At 63.3% G+C, this 18,372-nt stretch carries 17 protein-coding genes; 13 read left to right on the top strand and 4 right to left on the bottom strand.

The features are described from left to right. Positions 1-22 precede the first annotated feature (22 nt). From MKZ91_RS08715 to MKZ91_RS08685, 7 genes are all read left to right on the top strand, one after another. A complete protein-coding gene (locus tag MKZ91_RS08715; RefSeq protein ID WP_336170088.1) occupies positions 23-247 on the top strand; it encodes a hypothetical protein in 225 nt (74 codons plus the stop codon). Between the two features lie 9 nt (positions 248-256). Beyond that, positions 257-1,504 carry a YcaO-like family protein gene (locus MKZ91_RS08710; protein ID WP_442892223.1) on the top strand — a complete coding sequence of 416 codons (1,248 nt, stop codon included), beginning with the start codon at positions 257-259 and terminating at the stop codon, positions 1,502-1,504. Then, positions 1,504-2,226 carry a TfuA-like protein gene (locus MKZ91_RS08705; RefSeq protein ID WP_336170086.1) on the top strand — a complete coding sequence of 241 codons (723 nt, stop codon included), beginning with the start codon at positions 1,504-1,506 and terminating at the stop codon, positions 2,224-2,226. The genes MKZ91_RS08710 and MKZ91_RS08705 overlap by 1 nt, the downstream gene beginning before the upstream one ends. Before the next feature lie 120 nt (positions 2,227-2,346). Continuing rightward, positions 2,347-2,583 (top strand): hypothetical protein, encoded by a 237-nt coding sequence (locus tag MKZ91_RS08700; RefSeq protein WP_336170085.1) that lies wholly within the window; start codon positions 2,347-2,349, stop codon positions 2,581-2,583. A 619-nt stretch (positions 2,584-3,202) separates the two neighbouring features. After that, positions 3,203-4,240: an isopenicillin N synthase family dioxygenase gene (locus tag MKZ91_RS08695; protein ID WP_336170083.1), complete on the top strand. Its 1,038-nt coding sequence runs from the start codon at positions 3,203-3,205 to the stop codon at positions 4,238-4,240. 41 nt (positions 4,241-4,281) lie between these two features. After that, positions 4,282-5,643, top strand: a complete 1,362-nt coding sequence (locus MKZ91_RS08690; protein ID WP_336170081.1) for an O-acetylhomoserine aminocarboxypropyltransferase/cysteine synthase family protein — start codon at positions 4,282-4,284, stop codon at positions 5,641-5,643. 167 nt (positions 5,644-5,810) lie between these two features. Further along, a complete protein-coding gene (locus tag MKZ91_RS08685; protein ID WP_336170079.1) occupies positions 5,811-6,839 on the top strand; it encodes an NADP-dependent oxidoreductase in 1,029 nt (342 codons plus the stop codon). Between the two features lie 18 nt (positions 6,840-6,857). Here MKZ91_RS08685 and MKZ91_RS08680 read toward each other — a convergent pair whose 3' ends face one another. The 4 genes from MKZ91_RS08680 to MKZ91_RS08665 all read right to left on the bottom strand — a co-directional run bounded on the left by MKZ91_RS08680 (position 6,858) and on the right by MKZ91_RS08665 (position 11,658). Continuing rightward, entirely contained in the window at positions 6,858-8,627 is a 1,770-nt protein-coding gene (locus MKZ91_RS08680; protein ID WP_336170077.1) for a hypothetical protein, read from the bottom strand. A 219-nt stretch (positions 8,628-8,846) separates the two neighbouring features. Further along, positions 8,847-9,122, bottom strand: a complete 276-nt coding sequence (locus tag MKZ91_RS08675; protein ID WP_336170075.1) for a hypothetical protein — start codon at positions 9,120-9,122, stop codon at positions 8,847-8,849. Between the two features lie 468 nt (positions 9,123-9,590). Further along, entirely contained in the window at positions 9,591-10,652 is a 1,062-nt protein-coding gene (locus MKZ91_RS08670) for an HAD family hydrolase (RefSeq protein WP_336170073.1), read from the bottom strand. Positions 10,653-10,692: 40 nt separating this feature from the next. Continuing rightward, on the bottom strand, positions 10,693-11,658 hold the full coding sequence (locus MKZ91_RS08665; RefSeq protein WP_336170547.1) for a formylglycine-generating enzyme family protein: 966 nt from the start codon (positions 11,656-11,658) through the stop codon (positions 10,693-10,695). Between the two features lie 269 nt (positions 11,659-11,927). Here MKZ91_RS08665 and MKZ91_RS08660 point away from each other — a divergent pair, with 269 nt between their 5' ends. The 6 genes from MKZ91_RS08660 to MKZ91_RS08635 are packed head-to-tail and all read left to right on the top strand — an operon-like array spanning position 11,928 to position 18,367. Next, on the top strand, positions 11,928-12,899 hold the full coding sequence (locus tag MKZ91_RS08660) for an AAA family ATPase (protein ID WP_336170071.1): 972 nt from the start codon (positions 11,928-11,930) through the stop codon (positions 12,897-12,899). A 16-nt stretch (positions 12,900-12,915) separates the two neighbouring features. Beyond that, positions 12,916-13,911, top strand: a complete 996-nt coding sequence (locus MKZ91_RS08655; RefSeq protein WP_336170070.1) for a DUF58 domain-containing protein — start codon at positions 12,916-12,918, stop codon at positions 13,909-13,911. Between the two features lie 2 nt (positions 13,912-13,913). After that, positions 13,914-14,441 (top strand): DUF4381 domain-containing protein, encoded by a 528-nt coding sequence (locus MKZ91_RS08650; RefSeq protein WP_336170068.1) that lies wholly within the window; start codon positions 13,914-13,916, stop codon positions 14,439-14,441. Beyond that, positions 14,428-15,432, top strand: a complete 1,005-nt coding sequence (locus MKZ91_RS08645; RefSeq protein ID WP_336170066.1) for a vWA domain-containing protein — start codon at positions 14,428-14,430, stop codon at positions 15,430-15,432. The genes MKZ91_RS08650 and MKZ91_RS08645 overlap by 14 nt, the downstream gene beginning before the upstream one ends. Next, positions 15,429-17,000 (top strand): VWA domain-containing protein, encoded by a 1,572-nt coding sequence (locus tag MKZ91_RS08640; RefSeq protein WP_336170064.1) that lies wholly within the window; start codon positions 15,429-15,431, stop codon positions 16,998-17,000. Before MKZ91_RS08645 ends, MKZ91_RS08640 begins: the two co-directional genes overlap by 4 nt. After that, positions 16,997-18,367: a BatD family protein gene (locus tag MKZ91_RS08635; RefSeq protein WP_336170063.1), complete on the top strand. Its 1,371-nt coding sequence runs from the start codon at positions 16,997-16,999 to the stop codon at positions 18,365-18,367. Before MKZ91_RS08640 ends, MKZ91_RS08635 begins: the two co-directional genes overlap by 4 nt. Positions 18,368-18,372 lie beyond the last annotated feature (5 nt).

The raw sequence follows: 18,372 nt of genomic DNA, 5'->3' as shown, positions 1-18,372 counted from the left end.
CCGATGGCCAGGAGGGGCACAAATGGCGAAAGTGGTGGTAATTGGCGTGGCAGGTGACACGAGGCTGTGGATGGCCGATCTCGATGCCGGAACGGTCACCGAGATCCCGGCGCCGACGCAGGGGCCACTGGCAACGGCCAACGATCTTCGCAACAACAACAGCGGCGCGGTCGTGCACAAGGGCGTCAACCTGGCCGTGCTCGCAGCATCCTCCGGCTCGGTCTCCGGCGGCTTCATGGACGGCTGACGTCAAGACATGACGCACACCACCGGAATGCCTCGACCGCCGGACGACCTTCGTCCTTCGGCGGGCGAAGCCGTTTACTATAATTATAGCGATCGCACCTGCCCGCCGGAGGAGACCTTTCGGCGGATCGAGGGGTTGTTGCCGCAATTCGGCGTCAGCCGGCTGGCGCGCCTGACCGGCCTCGACAAGCTCGGCATCCCTGTCTGGAACGCGGTCTCGCCAAACGCCAGATCGATCGTCATCAATCAGGGCAAGGGCATCACCGACATCGATGCAAAAGTCTCGGCGGCGATGGAAGCGATCGAACGCGCTGTCGCCTGTGCGCCGTCCGTGCCGACAAAGACCGCAACGCGGCATGCTCTGTGCGAAACTGGCGACCGCGCGCTGACGCTTCCCGGTCTTATTGCCGTCGGGCAGCCGGATCTTGTGGACGACGAACCGATCGCCTGGCTCAGCGGCATCGACCTTGCCGACGGCACAACGACATGGGTCCCTTTCGAGGCGGCGACGCTCGACCGCACCATCGATCGATGCCGCTACTGGCAATCCTCCGACGGCCTGGCGTCGGGCAACACCCAGGCAGAAGCGATCCTCCACGGTCTTCTCGAGCGCATCGAGCGCGACGCGGACACGCTCTGGCGGCTGCTGCCGCTGGAGCGCAAACATGCCGGCTGCATCAACCCGGCCACGTTCGAGGATCGCGTCCTCGACGACATGATCGCGCGAGTATCGGCCTGCGGCCTGCAGATACGCCTTTTCGACATGACCAGCGATATCGCCATCCCCTGTTACGCCGTCATGCTGGCCGAGGCTGGCCTGTTGTCGGCCAGGAGGCCGCGTTATCACGATGTCACGATCGGTCTCGGCACTCACCCGGTGCCGGTGCGCGCTGCCATCCGCGCGGTGACCGAGGCGGCGCAATCAAGGTTGACCTACATCAGCGGGGCCCGTGACGACGTCTTCCCGGAAACGTTCACGCGCGATCTCCCTCACGAGACCCGAAGCCTGTTCGAGGCGGTGCCGCAGAAAGAGGCGCCTGTGTCAGTGGAGGTCACCGGCGGACCACAGGCCTTGCTCGGCCTTGTGCTGCAGCGTTTGGCGACGGCCGGCATTCGAACGGTGGTCGCAACGCCGTTGCTCGAGGGCACAATGCCGTTCAGCGTGGTCAAGGTTTTCGTCCCGGACCTCGAAAACCCTGATGGCATTCGCAAGCGCCGGCTCGGACCGCGGGCGCTGGCACGCGCGCTGGAGGCGTGATGAAAGTCGCCTTCGTCGGCCCGACCCTGCCGGATGCATCGCCTTTGGCAGAGGGCATCGTCGTGCGGCCGCCTGCGGCACAGGGGGACATTCTGCGCGCCGTCGAAAGCGGTGCGTCCGCGATCGGGCTGATCGACGGAAACTTCGAATATGTCGCCCCGGTGTGGCACAAGGAAATCCTCTATGCGCTGTCGCAGGGCGTCGAGGTTTTCGGCGCCGCCAGCATGGGTGCGCTGAGGGCCGCTGAATGCGCCGCGTTCGGCATGGTCGGTGTCGGTGAGATCTACCGGCAATATGCGACCGGGGAACGCGTCGATGATGCCGATGTCGCCCTGCTTCATGGTCCGGCCGAGCTTAACTATCTGCCGCTGACCCTGCCGCTCGTGAATGTTGATGCCACCCTGGCACACCTGGAAGAGAGCCGATCCCTTTCGGCCGAGCTGTGCATCGCGATCCGCACCGCAGCAGCCGGCATCTTCTACAAGGAGCGCACTTGGCTGGCCATTTGCGAAAGCGCAGGCCTTGCCAAGGACATGAATGTTGCGGTGCTTGCGGGAGTGCTCACCGGCGCCGTCATCGACCAGAAACGACTTGATGCACTGCAGCTTCTTGACGCAGTGCAACACGCGCAAACCCAACGGACGGTTGTGCCGCGTGACTGGAAATTCAATTCTACCAGCATGTGGAAGAGCTTGTCCGGTCAACCTGACGCTTCATCTTAAGAGCGTGTTTTTCACATACAACGTGTGTCACGCTCATGTCACGCGCGCCGTGGCGCGGTCACGCTATGATTGGTCACGCTGAACGGGATCTCATCGATCCATTGGGAGCTGGGGAACATCATGCTATCTTCATTTGCTGTACCGGTTGAGCCGGAAGACAAGGAAAAGGAGCTGCTGGCATTGGCTCGCCTTGTCACCTACGCACGCGACTCCGCCAAGACCCTCAACGTCGAAGGTGTGCAGTACTGCCTCGAGCTGGCGCTGGCCTCACTGCTCAAGGAGGCGGACGACTGCGGCGACAAGAGGGCGCATCTCACCAACGAATTGCTGACGCGCCCGAGCCTCGGACGCTGCTGAGAGGCCACCGCAAGGTCGACCTGGCTTTCAGATCGGCATGGCGTTCCGGCACAATCTCAGATCGCCTCTCTTGGAGGCGGATGACGCATCATCCACTTGCTCGATGGCCCTGTTTCGCAAGCGCGAGACAGGGCCATCGAATTTCTCAGCCGCCACATCGCTCGGGGATCCGACACTCTGTTGGCGGACCGCACGTTGAAAACGTGACTTTGGGTCGCATCTACCCCGTGCTCATCGCGAGGCCGGCTCTTCAGAGCAAAGCCGGTGACCCCAAAAGGAAGGTCCGCGGACGGCCAGGGACAGAATTTTCCTCGAAGCGAACCCCCTTCGAACACGCGCGTTGCGCTTCGCCAGAAAATTAGTCCACAATTTCAATAGACAATATTGAATAGACCCCGCAGCGCCGGTTAGGCTTTGATCATCACATGCGAGCGGGGATGATCATCATACAACTCCAAGCAAGACTGCCGGCCTGTCACGCCGAACTCTCCTGACGTGCTCGGGATCGCCCGCGCGACGGCCGAGCTCTTTTGGACATCCACCGCACCGCATGCGCTCGGCCTTGCGCTTGAGCTCCGCACAAACTGCAGACGACCACGACACATGAAGGGAGACCATCGTGAGCCACACCAATTCAACCTTGCCGGTCCTGGACCTCTCGCGCTTTGCGGCAGGCCACCCCGAGCGGGCGGCAGCTCTCGACAAGCTGCGCACGATCGCCCGCTCGGTGGGCTTTTTCTACCTCGAAGGGCACGGCATTCCGCAGGAGCAGATCGATGCGATCCTGTCGCTGTCGCGCCGTTTCTTTGCCCTGCCGGAAGACGACAAGTTGGCGATCGAGATGCGCAAGTCGCCGCACTTTCGCGGCTACAATCGCGCCGGGCTCGAATATACCCGCGGCACCCAGGACTGGCGTGAACAGGTCGACTTCGGTCCCGAGCGCCAACGCCTCGACGTCGCGGCTGGCGAGGCGCCGTGGAAGCGGCTGATCGGCCCCAACCAGTTTCCCGACGCTCTGCCGGAGCTCAAGCCCGCAATCCTTGACTACATCGACGCCGTCACCGGCCTCGGCATCCGGTTGATCGAGGTCTTCTCCGAGGCCCTCGGTCAGAAGCCAGATGTTTTCGGCTCGATCTACCGCGATGGGCCGAACCAGCTCTTAAAGATCATCCGCTATCCCGGCCGCGACAAAACCGAGAGCGACCAGGGTGTGGGCGCCCACAAGGATGGCGGCTTCGTCACCATCCTCTTGCAGGACGTCGTCGGCGGCTTGCAAGTGGATGACGGCAAGGGCGGCTGGATCGACGCGCCGCCGAAGCGTGGCACCTTTGTCATCAATGTCGGTGAACTGCTTGAACTGGCGTCGAACGGCTATCTGCTCGCCAACATCCATCGGGTCGTCACCCCGCCGGCGGGCGGTGACCGACTGTCCGTCGCCTTCTTCCTCGGCGCGAACCTCGCATCGACCATTCCGGTACTCGACCTGCCTGCGAACCTTGCTGCCGAGGTCCGCGGCGTCAGCCAGGATCCGCTCAATCCGCTTTTCCACGAGGTTGGCCGTAACGTGTTGAAATCGCGGCTGCGCTCGCATCCGGATGTTGCCGCCGTTCATCATGCTGATCTTCTGGAACAGCAGAAGGCCGCAGTCCCCGCCTGATCCACCCCAACGGCCCGATCAACCTGAACAGGAGAAACGCGATGACGATCCACCAGAAGCCTGAGGAAGCCGTAGTCGAAATCAAGACACCGACGGGGCTGCGTGAAACGCACGGGAAATTGCGTCCGGAAACGCTGGCGCTCCACGGCGGCAGCTATCGCTTCGATCCGGCAAGCGGCGCCGTTGCCGTGCCGATCTACCAGACAACGTCCTACCAGTTGCCCGGCACCGATGGCGCCGACGCGCTGTTTGCGCTCGAAGCTCCGGGGCACCTCTATACCCGGGTCTCCAATCCCACCCAGGACGCATTCGAGCAGCGGCTGGCGGAAATCGAAGGGGGTGCTGCCGCACTTGCGCTTGGTTCCGGCCAGGCAGCCTCGGCCTTTGCCGTCCTCAACGTCGCCCGCGCCGGCGACAATATCGTCAGCGCCGCGGGTCTTTACGGCGGTACCTGGGCGCTGTTTGCCGCAACGCTGAAGAACTTCGGCGTCGAAGTGCGCTTCGTCGACGCCTGCGATCCCGAGGCCTTTGCCCGTGCAACGGACGACAAGACCCGCGCCTACTATGCCGAATCCTTGCCCAATCCGAAGCTTGAGGTCTTCCCGATCGCAGAGGTGGCCGATATCGGTCGGCGCTTCGGCATTCCGCTCATCGTCGACAACACCGCAGCACCGCTGACGATCCGACCTTTCGACCATGGCGCAGCCGTGGTCGTCTATTCCACCACCAAATACATCGGTGGCCACGGCACCTCGATCGGCGGCGCCATCATCGACAGCGGCCATTTCCCCTGGCACGAGCACGAAGCGCGCCATCCCAATCTGCACGAGCCGGATCCGAGCTATCAGGGCAAGACTTGGCTCGAGAAGGCCGCGGCGATCGCCTTTCACCCCTATATCCTGCGCGCCCGAGCCGTGCTCCTGCGCGACCTTGGCGCCGCCATCAGTCCGCTGAACGCCTTCCAGTTCATCCAGGGCCTGGAGACGCTGCCGCTGAGGATCAGGCAGCACAACGAGAACGCGATCAAGGTCGCCGAGTTCCTCAGCACGCACCCGAAGGTGGAGCGGGTCATCTTCCCGAAATTCCAGCAGGGCGAAGCCAGGGCCCGCGCCGAAAAATACCTTGAGAATGGCCACTTCGGCGCCCTGGTCGGCTTCGAGCTGAAGGACGGGCGCGACGCCGGACGCCGCTTCATCGACGCGCTCAAACTGCTCTATCACGTTGCCAATATCGGAGACGCCCGCTCGCTCGCCATCCATCCGGCGACGACGACGCATTCGCAGCTTTCGCAGGAAGACCAACTGAAGACCGGCGTGACCCCGGGCTATGTCAGACTTTCGATCGGCATCGAACATGCCGATGATATCATTGCCGACCTCAGGCAGGCGATCGACGTCGCCTGACGGCAGGCTTCGCAAAAGACCTCCGCGGACCTGCTCTGACGAGTGGGCCACGGAGGTTTTGCCGTGCCGCAGGAAATCGCAGCGATAGGCCGTTTGCCGGAATCGTGTCAAAGAACGCGTCGATCGCCGGTTCGTTCGGTCTGCGAGACGGCGCGCAAAGGGAGGGAATGACAATGAGCACGAACACCCAGGTCCTGCTGGCCGCGCGCCCTTCCGGCCGGCCCGCCCCGAGCGACTTCCGCATCGTCGAAACGGCGATACCCGAACCGGCAGACGGCGAGATCCTGCTGAAGATCCTCTACCTTTCTCTCGATCCCTATATGCGCGGCCGCATGAGTGCCGGCAGATCCTACGCCAAGCCGGTTGACATCGGCGCGGTCATGGAAGGCGGCACGGTCGCCCGCATTGTCCGTTCCCGCCACCCGGATTTCAGCGACGGCGACTTCGTGCTCTCCCATTCCGGCTGGCAAAGCTACGCGCTGTCTCGAGGAGCGGACCTGCGCAAGCTCGATCCTTCGGCAGCTCCGCTGTCGACCGCACTTGGCATTCTCGGCATGCCCGGCTTCACCGCCTATGCCGGTCTCCTGACGATCGGCAAGCCGAAGCCCGGCGAGACCGTCGTCGTGGCGGCGGCAAGCGGAGCCGTCGGCTCTGCGGTCGGCCAGATCGCCCGGATCAAGGGCGCGCGAGCCGTCGGGATTGCCGGCGGCGCGGACAAATGCGCCTTTGTTCGTGATGTGCTCGGCTTCGACGCGGTGATCGATCACCGCGCGCCGGATTTCCCCGCGCAACTGGCCGCAGCCTGCCCCAACGGCATCGACGTCTATTTCGAGAATGTCGGCGGCCACGTCTTCGACGCGGTGTTCCCGCTGCTGAACGATTTTGCCCGGGTTCCGGTCTGCGGCCTGATCGCCCACTACAACCAGGCCGGCCCGCAAGCCGGCAACGATCGACTGCCCGGCGTCATGCGCGAGGTGCTGAGCCGAAGCCTGCTTATCAGGGGTTTCATCCAGCGCGAGTTCGCCGACCAACGCCCGGCCTTCTATGAGCAGATGGCTGCCTGGATTGCGAGCGGCGAGGTTCGCTACAAGGAAGACATGGTCGATGGCATCGATAATGCTCCCACGGCCTTCATCGGGCTGCTGGACGGACGCAATTTCGGCAAGCTGGTGATCCGGGTCGCGGCCGACGAATAGGAAGCAATCCGGCAGGCTTCAGTGCAGGTCGGCGGGACGAACGCCGGCCCTGCCGAGCCCCTCGTCGAGCAGCGCAATCAGTTCTGGAGCGTAGCGGCGCGCGCGGAGTTCGCTCTCGATCTGTCTTGCCGCGCTGCCTTTGCTCCAGCGCAGTTCGTCGAGCGCATTGTTCGCTTCCCGCGTGAGGCCGAGCTGTCCTGCAGCCGCCATGCGCAGCAGGTTCACGGCAATGTCCGACGGGTTGGCGAGCTGGCGTGCGCGGATCAATGCCTCACGATAGCGGCCTGTTCGATAGTCTTCGAGCGCGAGGGTGAGCGCGGCGTCATGGTGCAGATACTCGCTACCGACTTGCGCTGAGCGTGCCAGCCTTACGCCCTCCGAATACTGACCGCTGACGAACAGCAGCAGCCCAAGCCGGGCCGGAATGGCATCATCGAGGGGGTTGAGCGCGGCGGCCCTGCGGCCGGAAACAAATGCGGCCTCCGCGTTGCCCGCGGCAAAGCGCGCCTGCATCTGGGCGACATAACTCTGGCTCGACTGCGGTGCGAGCGCGACTGCCCTGTCCGCAAGCTTGACAGCGCGCGCCGCCTCGGTCGGCGCAGCATTTGCCTTGCCCGTGGCCACCAGCACGGTGGCAAGGCTCGCCAGAACATCTGGATCCGCAGCCTGGTAGATCGCCGACTGTTCGAGGCAGCCGTAGGCCGAAGCGAGCCCTTCGGGGTCGATCCGCGACTGGGCGACATCGGCCAGGAGTACGCAACCGTAGCCGATCGACGGCGTTGCCAGTTGCCGGGCCGCCTCGAGACTGACGATCACGCCTTCTTCGCCGGCAAGCGCGCGGGCGAGACGCCCCAAGAGCTTTTCTCGGATTTCCCTGGCGTCGCCACTGTCAGTCGCCTCCTTCGAAATCCCCGCTCTCAGGGCTTCGTTGCTTTGCGCGTCGACGACCTGCCATGAAATCTCGTGCTCATATCGATTGGTATTGTAGGCAATCGATAGCCGGTACTCCTTGCTACCTTGGAGTTTGACCCGCGACGACGGTGACACCCAACCGGTGACCGCGGCGAGATCGACGCCGGGTGTCGGGGCCAAGGTGCGCACCGTAGAAAACTGCGACAAGGCATGCACCAGATAGTCGCCGGCTCTCATCTGTTCTTCGCCGATTGTTCCACGGGCAGGTACGTCGACGATGATCGTCGGCTTGGCCGACAGCGCCGGCTGCCAGGGCAGGCGATCAGCCATAAAAGCATAAGCAGCGATGGAGATCGTCGCGACGGCTGCACCGGCGGCGGAAAGGATGCCCAATACTCGCCGCCGCCCCGATCGGGCAGCAACGGGTACATGCGGTTCGCTCTCCCGCTCACCTGCAACGTCGACGGGAAGCGCGACGCTTTCGGGCAAGCCGGGCAGATGCTCGCCGCCCGAGGTTACGAACTGCGGGACATAGTTGCCCTTCGGGAGCTCGATCCGAAGGTCCGCTTTGTCGCCGGTCGTTTCGTAATATTGCGTCAGCGCGGCGCGCAACCGCGAGGCCTCTACCCGTACGATCGGGTCGGTCGCCGGATCGAAGGATGCCGGTCGGCCAAAGACATCGATCGCGATGGTGTAGGCCTTTACCTGCGCGGAGCGACCAGCGAAGAACTCATCGACCAGGTACCGCAGGAGCTTCCGATGGCGTTCGGTCGCATGAAACTGGCTATCGGCCAGAAGACGTTCGAGTGTGGCACGCGCCTCGCATTCGGCAACGACACCACAAATCGCCTGACCTGCATTTCTGCTGGCTTCCATAATGCGCTCCCAGCTGCCCACAACCCCAAAGAGAGTGCAAACGCGAGACGAACTCTAGACGAGAGCCCTCGTGGCGCAAAGAAGAATATTGTGCCGTCACAAAACATTTTTACGGAAGAATGGCATCATTTCAAAATGAAACAGGAACCTTGGAAAATACCCATAGAATTCTCCTGGGATTTTCGTAAATTCGGCAGGTTCAATCGAGGCGTTTGTTAATCACAATGGATTAGGTTCGTGTCCCGTATCGGCGATACAGACAGAAATGACCTCTTCTTCGATCTCACGACAGATCAATTCATACTCCGAGATCATCGAATGATCCAGCGGATCGTTGCGCCGTTGCCGATCGAGCATCGAGCTCGCCTCCTCGTAGGCTTCGCAGAGGCTTGCCAACGACAGGTTCTTGGCGCTGAGCAGCTGCAACTGCCCGCGCAACGCCGGAAGCTTGAGCATAAGCTTCAATAATCCTCGCTGAATGTCCGCACTGGGCATTGTTTCCCACCCGTCTGAACGTCATTCGTTGCTCATGTTCTGCAAATGGCCCGACATCTGCGCCCGCAATCCACCGAGGTGTCAGCGACGACCAAACACCTCCCGGGCAAGACATCGGCTTCGCGATCGGCGCGTTGCAGCCGAACCGACCGCAGCCCACCTTTCCCTTGGCAGCAAGCGTGGCATGAACGCCGATTTTCGGAAGTACGTAACAGTAACATTGACCCTGGCTGGCTGCCGCCCGGAATAGCTCGCCTGGTCTGAAGGAGATCCCCTCCCCTCGACCTCATACGGCAGGGGACATCGTCGCGTTCGTCGGAGCTGCCTGGCGCCGAAGGCAGCACCCGTCCGGAGTGCGGCAGCAGCGCGGTCATTGGAACCGGCTAAGCCAATCCCGCGTTGCGGTGGCGCCCGGTGAAGATGTGTCCGGGCGCTGCAGCACCGACGCCAATGGACGGATGCTTCGACCTAGTTTTCGAAGGCGTAGATCTTGCGCCAGTCATTCTTCATGTCGACCAGCAGCCACCCCCGCTGCTCGGCTTCGGTCAGCGCCTTGTCCAGTTTGCCGACATGCGATTGCCGGTCATAGGCCCATTCGCGCTCTCCATCCGTATGGTGCACGATCATGCCGAAGCGCGGGCCTGAGCCCGTCGTCACCCAGCGCAACATCTCATAATCGCCGTCGGAGTTTCCGGCCGCAAAGATCGGCCGCCGGCCGATGAACGTGTTGATACCGACCGGCTTGCCGGGGCCGTCGTCGATGAAGTCGATCTTGGCCTCGCGCTTGAGGACGGGCGCATCGCCGTCGAGTTCATATTTCGTGGTGATGCTGCTGCCGACAACCTGTTCGGGTGGGATGCCGTACATCTGCTCGGTCATCGGCCGCATGAACTCGATGCCACCGCCCGAGACGATGTAGGTCTTGAAGTCGTTTGCGCGCAGGTAATCAAGCAGTTCACGCATCGGCAGGAAGGTGATTTCGTTGTACGGACGATTGAAGCGCGGATGCTTGGCTGAGGCAAACCAATCGGTCACGATCTTGCTGAACTCGTCCGTCGTCATGTCGGCATGGGTCGCCATGACAAGATCGACGATGCCTTTTTCGCCGGATGCCGCCACACCCGCCATGTCGCCTTTCAGAAGCGAGGCGAATGGTTCCTTGTCCTTCCATTCCGGATGTTCCGGCGCCATCGCCTTGACGCGATCGGCTGCAAACAGCGCCTGAAAATAGGCCGGCTGCTCCGTCCACAGCGTGCCGTCATTGTCGAAGACAGCGATCCGATCTTCCGGCGCGACGAAGTCCGCCCCGCCCTCGCTGGTCACACGCGTGACGAAATCGACGATCGCAGCTTTTGCATCACCGTCGTTCCAGGACGAAAGATCGCCGGCGGGCGCGTCGGCGGTGGTCCCTGTCGCCGGAGCGCCAAGCACGGTCGCCAGCAGCAGCAAGAGACCGGCAAGCCGCGAGCGCCTCGGGCGCCCCTCGACACGAGCCGGCGCGGAATCAAATCGCAAAGCAACTGCCGTCATCATCAACCCTCCCAACGAACAAAATCGAAGTCGAATCCCGTCAGGGCCGCCTGATGAGGCGGAACCCGATATGGGACGTTGCAGCATTTTCCTCATGCGCATGGCGCGCCGCGGGCCGGTAGCGCCGGCAGTAGTTGGGTGCGCAAAGATGCGATCCGCCCTTCACGACGCGGCGGGCGATGTGGATCGTCGGCTGGCGCGGATCGAAGCTCGCTTCCCTGTCGCCACCGCGCGGATTGGAAGGAATGCAGCAGCTCTTCTGCGCCGGCGCCGGGTGTTTCGTCGACCAATAGTCGCTCGTCCATTCCCAGACATTGCCGATCATGTCGTAGAGCCCGTAGCCGTTCGGCGGGAAACTGGCGACCGGCGAGGTGCGCTCGAAACCGTCAGGCTTCAGGTTTTCCGTAGGAAACATGCCGTGCCAGGTGTTCGCCATGAAGCGCCCTTCGGGCACGAGTTCGTCGCCCCAGGCAAATTCGGCGCCTTCAAGCCCCCCTTTTGCCGCAAACTCCCACTCCGCCTCGGTCGGCAGGTCCTTGCCCACCCACTCCGCATAGGCCTTTGCGTCGAGATACGAGACATGGACGACGGGGTGGTCGAACTTGCCGCGAATGTTGCTCTGGCGTCCGTAGGGCCGGCGCCAGTCGGCCCCGAACTTGAAGTTCCACCATTGCGACGGACTATTGCCGGCAAGCCGTTTCGGCGGGTCAAAGATCACCGAACCGGCGCGCATCATCTCGGGCAAGGCGCCTGGGTAATCCTTGGGATCCGGCGTCTTCTCCGCCTCGGTCACATAGCCGGTCGCCTCGATGAAAGCGGCAAACTGCCGGTTGGTCACCGGCGTCACGTCGATCCAGAAGCCGTCCACCTTGACCGGATGCGCCGGTGCCTCTTCCGGGTAGTGCTGGTCCGAGCCCATGACGAAAGTGCCGCCCTCGATCCAGATTGGTTCGCGCGCACTGATGGCCGCCGGCGTTTCATCGACTAGGGGCATCTTCGGGGACATTTGCATGAGGGCTTCCATCTCCTGAGCGGCATGAAGGCGACATTGGCGAAGCGCGACCACCGAGCCGATACAAGCTAACGCCATTTGTCACGCGGCCAAAGTACGTAACCGTTACGAAAGCAATCAGAACCGCTGATCATTGCCGCCAACGACGCCGATCATCTCTTCGTTACTGTTACGTCCTTTCCATCGCGCCCGATTTAACAATAAGCTTCGCCGAAAGTTCATGATGACTGATGCTGCCGGTGAGGCAAGGGGAGCAGGAATTCATGGGTGCACGGGACGATATCCAGCAACTTGGCAAGCGTATCGGCGAAGCGATCATCGGCCAGGAAAGCATGATCGAGCGCTTGCTGCTGGGTCTGCTCAGCAACGGTCACCTGCTGGTCGAGGGCTTGCCCGGGCTCGCAAAGACGCGCGCGATCAAAAGCATGGCAAAGAACCTCGACGCCGAACTTTCGCGCATCCAGTTCACGCCCGATCTGCTTCCGGCCGACATTACTGGCTCCGAGATCTATTTTTCCGAGGGCGGCAAGGGCGAGTTCCGCTTTCAGGAGGGCCCGATCTTCGCCAACCTCATTCTTGCTGACGAGGTCAACAGGGCCCCGGCGAAGGTGCAATCGGCCCTTCTCGAAGCAATGGAAGAGCGGCAGGTCACCATCGGCGGAACGAGCCATGCGCTTCCGGACCTGTTCCTGGTGATGGCGACCCAGAACCCGATCGAGCAGGAGGGAACCTACCCACTGCCCGAAGCGCAGCTCGACCGGTTCCTCATGCACATTCAGGTGGACTATCCCGACGCGGCGTCGGAAGCCGGCATCATGCGGCTGGTACGCTCGGAGGAAATCCATACCAAGACCAACAATCACGCGACGGAAAAGCTGGCCCAGGATGCCGTCTTTGCCGCGCGCAGCGAGATCTCGGCCATCACCGTGTCCGAGGCGATCGAGAACTACATCGTCGCCCTGGTGATGGCGACCCGCTACCCCGACAAGGTCGACAATGATCTCGCCAAGTGGCTCCAGGTCGGCGTCAGCCCACGCGGCGTCATCGGCCTCGACAAGGTTTCGCGCGCGCATGCCTGGCTGAATGGCCGCGACTTCGTGACCCCGGACGATGTGCAGGCGACGGTACACGACGTTTTCCGCCACCGGCTGGTGCTCTCCTACGAGGCGCATGCTGGCGGAACGACCGCCAACCAGGTGATCGACCGCATCGTCGAACTCGTCGCGGTCGCCTGAGGATGGAGGATTGCCGATGGCCATCTCTCTGCCGGCTCTTGCCCGCTCCCGCGGGATCATAAAACCCCGCACCACGGACACCGCGGGCGCCTACACGTCGGTCGACGCGCTTGTCGGCCTCGAAGCCATGGCCCGCGACCTGACCTTCCTGCGCAAGGCGCCCGTCCGCAGGCTTCTTGACGGGCGCCACGAGTCGCGCATGCGCGGCCGGGGGCTCTCCTTTGAGGAATTGCGCAACTACCTGCCCGGCGACGATATCCGCGCGATCGACTGGCGAGTGACGGCGCGCACCGGCAAGCCGGTCGTGCGCGTCTATGACGAAGAGAAGGACCGTCCGGCGCTCATCCTGGTCGACCAGCGTATCAACATGTTCTTTGGCAGCCGCCGCACCATGAAATCGGTCGCTGCTGCCGAGGTCGCGGCGCTCTCGGCCTGGCGCGTGCTTGGGCTCGGCGACCGCGTCGGCGGCTTCGTGTTCGGGGACGAAACGGTCACGGAGGTGCGTCCGCACCGCAGCCGTGAGGCGGTAATCCGGCTTGCCGACAGCATCGTGCGCCACAACACCATGCTTGAGGCGGGCTCGCAGGTCCCGCACGGAGAGGAGCAGCTCGACGTCGTGCTCTCCACCGTCGCCAATATCGCGCGGCATGACCACCTGATCATCGTCGTCAGCGACTTCGACGGCTACAGTCTCGAGACCCGCGACATGCTGCTGAAGCTCTCGGCGCACAACGACGTGATATCCATCCTGATCTATGACCCGTTCCTGCTCGAACTGCCGCGCAAGGGCGACATCGTCTTCAGCGGCGGCCTGCTCCAGGCGGAAGTGCGGTTCAGCCACGGCGACGTGCGCGAGGCGATCGACAGTTTCGCCCGCAAACGCGGCCGGGCATTGCGCGCCTGGCAGGAGGAACTTGGCCTGCCGATGCTGCCGATTTCCGCGGCCGAGGAGGTGGCGCCGCAACTGCGCACCATGCTTGGGCAACTCGCCAGCCGGCAACGGAGACGATAGAGATGGCGACGGCCGCCCCTGCCAAAGATCCGCTGGTCGACGCAGCTCTTCGACAACTCGCGGACATTTCCGTGCCAGCGCCGGTATCGATGATGCCGCAGACCTGGGCCTGGGCGGCCCTTGCCGGCGTGCTGCTCCTGGTAATCCTCATCGCCGGCTGGCGCTGGTATCGGCGCTGGGAAGCCAACCGCTACCGCCGGGAAGCACTCGCAGATCTCAAGGACATCGAGGCGCGGCTTTCCGCGCCGGCAACCCGTGGCGAAGCGCTCGTTGCCCTGCCGGTTCTGTTGAAGCGTACGGCTCTGGCGATCTGGCCGCGCGAAGCCATTGCCGGCCTTCACGGCACCGGCTGGACCGGCTTCCTCGATGCCCATTCCGGCGGCCCGGTGTTCCCGATCGCTTCGGCGCGCTTCTTCGAGGAAGCCGAGTATCGCGGCAAAACCGCCCTGTCCGCAGTCCCGGAAGCCGAAGCGAGAGCCTACATCGCCACCGCACGTCACTGGATCGAGGCGCATCATGTACGTCCTTGACTATGCCTGGGCGCTGTTGCTGTTGCCGCTGCCATTTCTTGTCTGGTGGCTGCTCCCCCCCTATCGGGAACAGTCGGCCGCCGTCAGGATCCCGTTCTTCAAGGAGATCACGGCGGCTGCAAACCTGGGCCCGACCGAGGGTTCGGTGATCCCGAGAACCAATCTCGGCCAGAAGGTGATCGCGCCCATCTGCTGGACCTTGATCGTGCTGGCGCTCGCGCGGCCGCAATATGTCGAGCCGCCGATCGAGAAGACCGAGCCGCAGCGCGACCTGATGCTGGCCATCGACCTTTCGCAATCGATGGACACGCGGGACTTTCGCGATCCCTCGGGCAATCTGCAGACCCGCGCCGAGGCGGTGCACAAGGTCGTCGCCGATTTCATCGACCGCCGGCCCAACGATCGCCTCGGTCTGATTGCCTTCGGCGACGCGCCCTATCCGCTGGTGCCGTTCACGCTCGACCACAAGACTGTCAAGCTGATGCTGGCCGACAGCCTGCCGGGCATGGCCGGCCCGCGCACGGCGATCGGCGACGCGATCGGGCTGGCGATCAAGATGTTCGATGCAAGCACCGCACCGGACAAGGTGATGATCCTTTTGACCGACGGCAACGACACCGCCAGCAAAATGCCGCCGGACAAGGCGGCCGGCATCGCAGCCGACAGGAAGGTCGTCATCCACGCCGTCGGGATCGGCGATCCCAACGCCGAGGGCGAGCAGAAGCTCGACACAAAGGCGCTCCAGGAGATCGCGGCCGCGACGAATGGGCGTTACTTCTTCGGTCAGGACCAGGCAAGCCTCGAAAACGTCTATCAGTTGCTCGATCAATTGACACCGGCGAACCAGAAGACGCTCTCCTGGCGACCACGCATCGAACTCTTTCACTACCCGCTCGGTGCCGCTCTATTGCTGGTGCTTGCCTACCACGCCGTGATGTGGCTGCTTTCTTCGCTTGCCGAGCGTCGGCGTCGGCAGGAGGCGGCGCAATGATCGCCGATTTCCACTTTCTCAGACCGCTCTGGCTGCTGGCGCTCGCGGCAGCTCCCCTGCTCATCTACCTCGTCAGCCGACGATCCGACGTCCGCTCGCAATGGCAGGGCATGATCGCGCCGCATCTGCTCGACCATCTCTTGATCGAGAAAGGCGGCAAACGGCGCTTCCAGCCAGTGCACATCACCGCGGCACTGATCGCCGTCGCTGCAATTGCAGCCGCTGGGCCGACTTGGCAGCGGGAGCGGCCACCCTTCGTCGAGGACACCGCCCCATTGGCGATCGCCATCGACCTCAATCCGACGATGAATGCGACCGACATTTCGCCGACGCGGCTCGAGCGCGCCAAGCTCAAGGCCCAGGATATTCTCAACCTCCGGAAAGGTTCGCGCACCGCACTCTTTGCCTATGCCGGCTCGGCACATATGGTTCTGCCGCTCACCGACGACGCGGCCCTTGTGAAAACCTATCTGGCGGCCCTTTCGCCGGCGATCATGCCTGTCGCCGGCAAGGATACGGCAAAGGCGCTGCAGGAAGTTGAAAAGGCCCTGGCGAACGAAACGGTGCCCGGCACCATTCTGTTCATGACCGACGGCGTCGAGCGGTCGGCTTTTGATGCCTTCGCCCAGTATCAGGGCCGCAACACCTTGATGGTGCTCGGCGTCGGCACGGCCGAAGGCGGGCCGGTCAAGACCGCCGACGGCGGGTTCCTGACAGACGCCAGCGGCGGCCATGTGCGCGCCAAACTTGATGTCGACGGCCTCAAGGCATTGCAGTCCGCATCCAAGGCGGAGGTGGCAACCGTAACGCCCGACGATGCCGACGTCAGCTGGATCGTCAGGCGCATTCAGACCAACTTCGCGGCGAAGACCGCAGAAGGGTTGACCCGCTGGCACGACGCCGGCTGGTGGCTGACGATCCCGATCGCCGCGTTTGGGCTGTTCTGGTTCCGTCGCGGCTGGACCATCCGCTGGGCCGTCTATCTCTTCGCCTTCGTGATGCTCTTGAGCAATGAGCGGGCGGAGGCTGCCGACAATCGTTTCCTTGACCTCTGGCTGACGCCCGACCAGCAGGGACGGCGCGCCTTCGAGCGCGGCGATTTCCAGGAGGCCGCTGAGAAGTTCGCCGATCCCGCCTGGCGCGGGACCGCACTCTATCGCGCCGGCCGATTTGATGATGCGATCGACGCCTTCGCCGAGAGCGACACCGCCGAAAGCTATTACAATCAGGGCAACGCCCTGATGCATCTCAACAAGGTGGAGGAAGCGATCGTCGCTTACCAGCAGGCGCTGAAGCGACGTGCCGACTGGGCCGACGCGAAGAAAAACCTCGCCATCGCCGAAAAACTGAAGGCCGACAAGGACAAGCTGGAGAAGGACCAGGAGCAGGAACAGGCGGGCATCGAACCTGACCAGGTGCAGTTCGACGACAAGGGCAAGAAGGGCACCGCGGCGACGATCCAGGGCGGACCGCAAACGGCAGACATGTGGATGCGCAACATTCAGGTCTCGCCTGCCGAACTGCTTGCAAGAAAATTTGCGATCGAGGCAAAGGATGTAGAACCGTGAGCCCATCGTCCGCGCTCCGCCACCTGATCTGGCTCGCCGGCCTTTCCTTCTGGCTCGCGAGCGTAGCCTTCGCCGCCGATCCCTTCGCGCGCGCCACACTTGCCACCAAAGGCACGATCTATGCCGGCCAGCAGGTGGAAGTCGACATCGACGTCTTCGTGCCCAATTACTTCCTCTCGCCGCCGCAGTTTCCGCTGTTCGACATTCCGGGCACGGTCGTCACGATGCCCGATGATCGCGGCATGAACCTCAATGAGACGGTCAACGGCGAGGACTTCTCCGGCATCCGCAAGACCTATGTGATCACGCCCCAGGCGGCCGGCGATTACACCCTGCCCAAGATCGAGATCCCCTTCGGCTATGCCGCCGTGCCCGGCCAGACGAGCCAAGGCCAGGTCACGGTTCCGTCGCTGACATTTTCGGTCGCCGCGGTTCCCGGCGCCTCCGGTGGCGCGCCCGGTGTTACCGCTGGGGAGCTGACAATCACCCAGGCCTTCGACCGGGAGCTTAAGGGCCTGCAAACGGGCGATGCGCTCGTGCGCACGGTGACGATCCGGGCTGCGGGCGTGGCGCCGATGATGATCCCGGTGCCCTCCTTCAATGCGCCCGATGGCGTGCAGATTTATCCGCATGACCCTGTGCTCACAGAAGAGCGGACACCTCGCGGGGAAATCACCGCAGGGTTACGCAAGGACACCGCGACTTACGTCTTCACACGGCAGGGCACGTTCTCGCTGCCGGCGATCGCACTGCAATGGTTCAATCCGGCTTCCGGCAAGACCGAGACGGCCGAGGCTGACGGGGCAGAGATCACGGTTGCAGCGGCACCTGCCGCGACAGACCGAGCGCTTGCGCCGCCTGCAGCACCGCCGGCGGAAGAGCCGGTCGATCGGCTCTGGTGGGCCGGCCTTGCCGCCGCTGTCCTTGCCTTCGCGCTTCTGACCCAGCTGGCGGCCAATCTGTTCGGCCGGTTGGAACGCTCCCTCGAGGCGGCTCTCATGCGCCGCGCACAATCCGAGGCGACGGCGTTCCGCCATGTGCTCGACGCTTGCCGTGCACATGACCCGGCACGATTGGAGACCGCGCTTGACGCCTGGTCACGCAAGACCGGCAACCTGCCACTATCGCGCTGGCTCGACGGGTTTGCCGATACGCAGACCCGGACCGCTTTTGCCAGCTATCGGCAAAGCCGCTACGCCACAGCTCCGATCGATCGGGAAGAGCCTGATCTCGCACATCTGTACAGCGGCCTGAAAGCGTCGCGGCAACGGTGGCTGGAGGCCGTCTCGGGAGACAGCAACGCACCGGCGGGCGAATTGCCGGAGCTCAATCCTGTCCTCGACCTTTCGCCGAGGGCGAACCTCTGACCTGT

The organism is Ensifer sp. MJa1, assembly GCF_037026475.1.
GTDB lineage: Bacteria > Pseudomonadota > Alphaproteobacteria > Rhizobiales > Rhizobiaceae > Ensifer.
This window is presented reverse-complemented; position numbering and strand designations above follow the sequence as displayed.

Excerpts from the sequence above, each read along its gene's own strand:
- MKZ91_RS08645 (WP_336170066.1), top strand. The coding sequence starts at position 14,428 with ATGTACGTCCTTGACTATGCCTGGGCGCTGTTGCTGTTGCCGCTGCCA.
- MKZ91_RS08685 (WP_336170079.1), top strand. The coding sequence starts at position 5,811 with ATGACAATGAGCACGAACACCCAGGTCCTGCTGGCCGCGCGCCCTTCC.
- MKZ91_RS08640 (WP_336170064.1), top strand. The coding sequence starts at position 15,429 with ATGATCGCCGATTTCCACTTTCTCAGACCGCTCTGGCTGCTGGCGCTC.
- MKZ91_RS08710 (WP_442892223.1), top strand. The coding sequence starts at position 257 with ATGACGCACACCACCGGAATGCCTCGACCGCCGGACGACCTTCGTCCT.
- MKZ91_RS08705 (WP_336170086.1), top strand. The coding sequence starts at position 1,504 with ATGAAAGTCGCCTTCGTCGGCCCGACCCTGCCGGATGCATCGCCTTTG.
- MKZ91_RS08670 (WP_336170073.1), bottom strand. The coding sequence starts at position 10,652 with ATGACGGCAGTTGCTTTGCGATTTGATTCCGCGCCGGCTCGTGTCGAG.
- MKZ91_RS08715 (WP_336170088.1), top strand. The coding sequence starts at position 23 with ATGGCGAAAGTGGTGGTAATTGGCGTGGCAGGTGACACGAGGCTGTGG.
- MKZ91_RS08660 (WP_336170071.1), top strand. The coding sequence starts at position 11,928 with ATGGGTGCACGGGACGATATCCAGCAACTTGGCAAGCGTATCGGCGAA.
- MKZ91_RS08650 (WP_336170068.1), top strand. The coding sequence starts at position 13,914 with ATGGCGACGGCCGCCCCTGCCAAAGATCCGCTGGTCGACGCAGCTCTT.
- MKZ91_RS08665 (WP_336170547.1), bottom strand. The coding sequence starts at position 11,658 with ATGTCCCCGAAGATGCCCCTAGTCGATGAAACGCCGGCGGCCATCAGT.
- MKZ91_RS08700 (WP_336170085.1), top strand. The coding sequence starts at position 2,347 with ATGCTATCTTCATTTGCTGTACCGGTTGAGCCGGAAGACAAGGAAAAG.
- MKZ91_RS08675 (WP_336170075.1), bottom strand. The coding sequence starts at position 9,122 with ATGCCCAGTGCGGACATTCAGCGAGGATTATTGAAGCTTATGCTCAAG.
- MKZ91_RS08655 (WP_336170070.1), top strand. The coding sequence starts at position 12,916 with ATGGCCATCTCTCTGCCGGCTCTTGCCCGCTCCCGCGGGATCATAAAA.
- MKZ91_RS08690 (WP_336170081.1), top strand. The coding sequence starts at position 4,282 with ATGACGATCCACCAGAAGCCTGAGGAAGCCGTAGTCGAAATCAAGACA.
- MKZ91_RS08680 (WP_336170077.1), bottom strand. The coding sequence starts at position 8,627 with ATGGAAGCCAGCAGAAATGCAGGTCAGGCGATTTGTGGTGTCGTTGCC.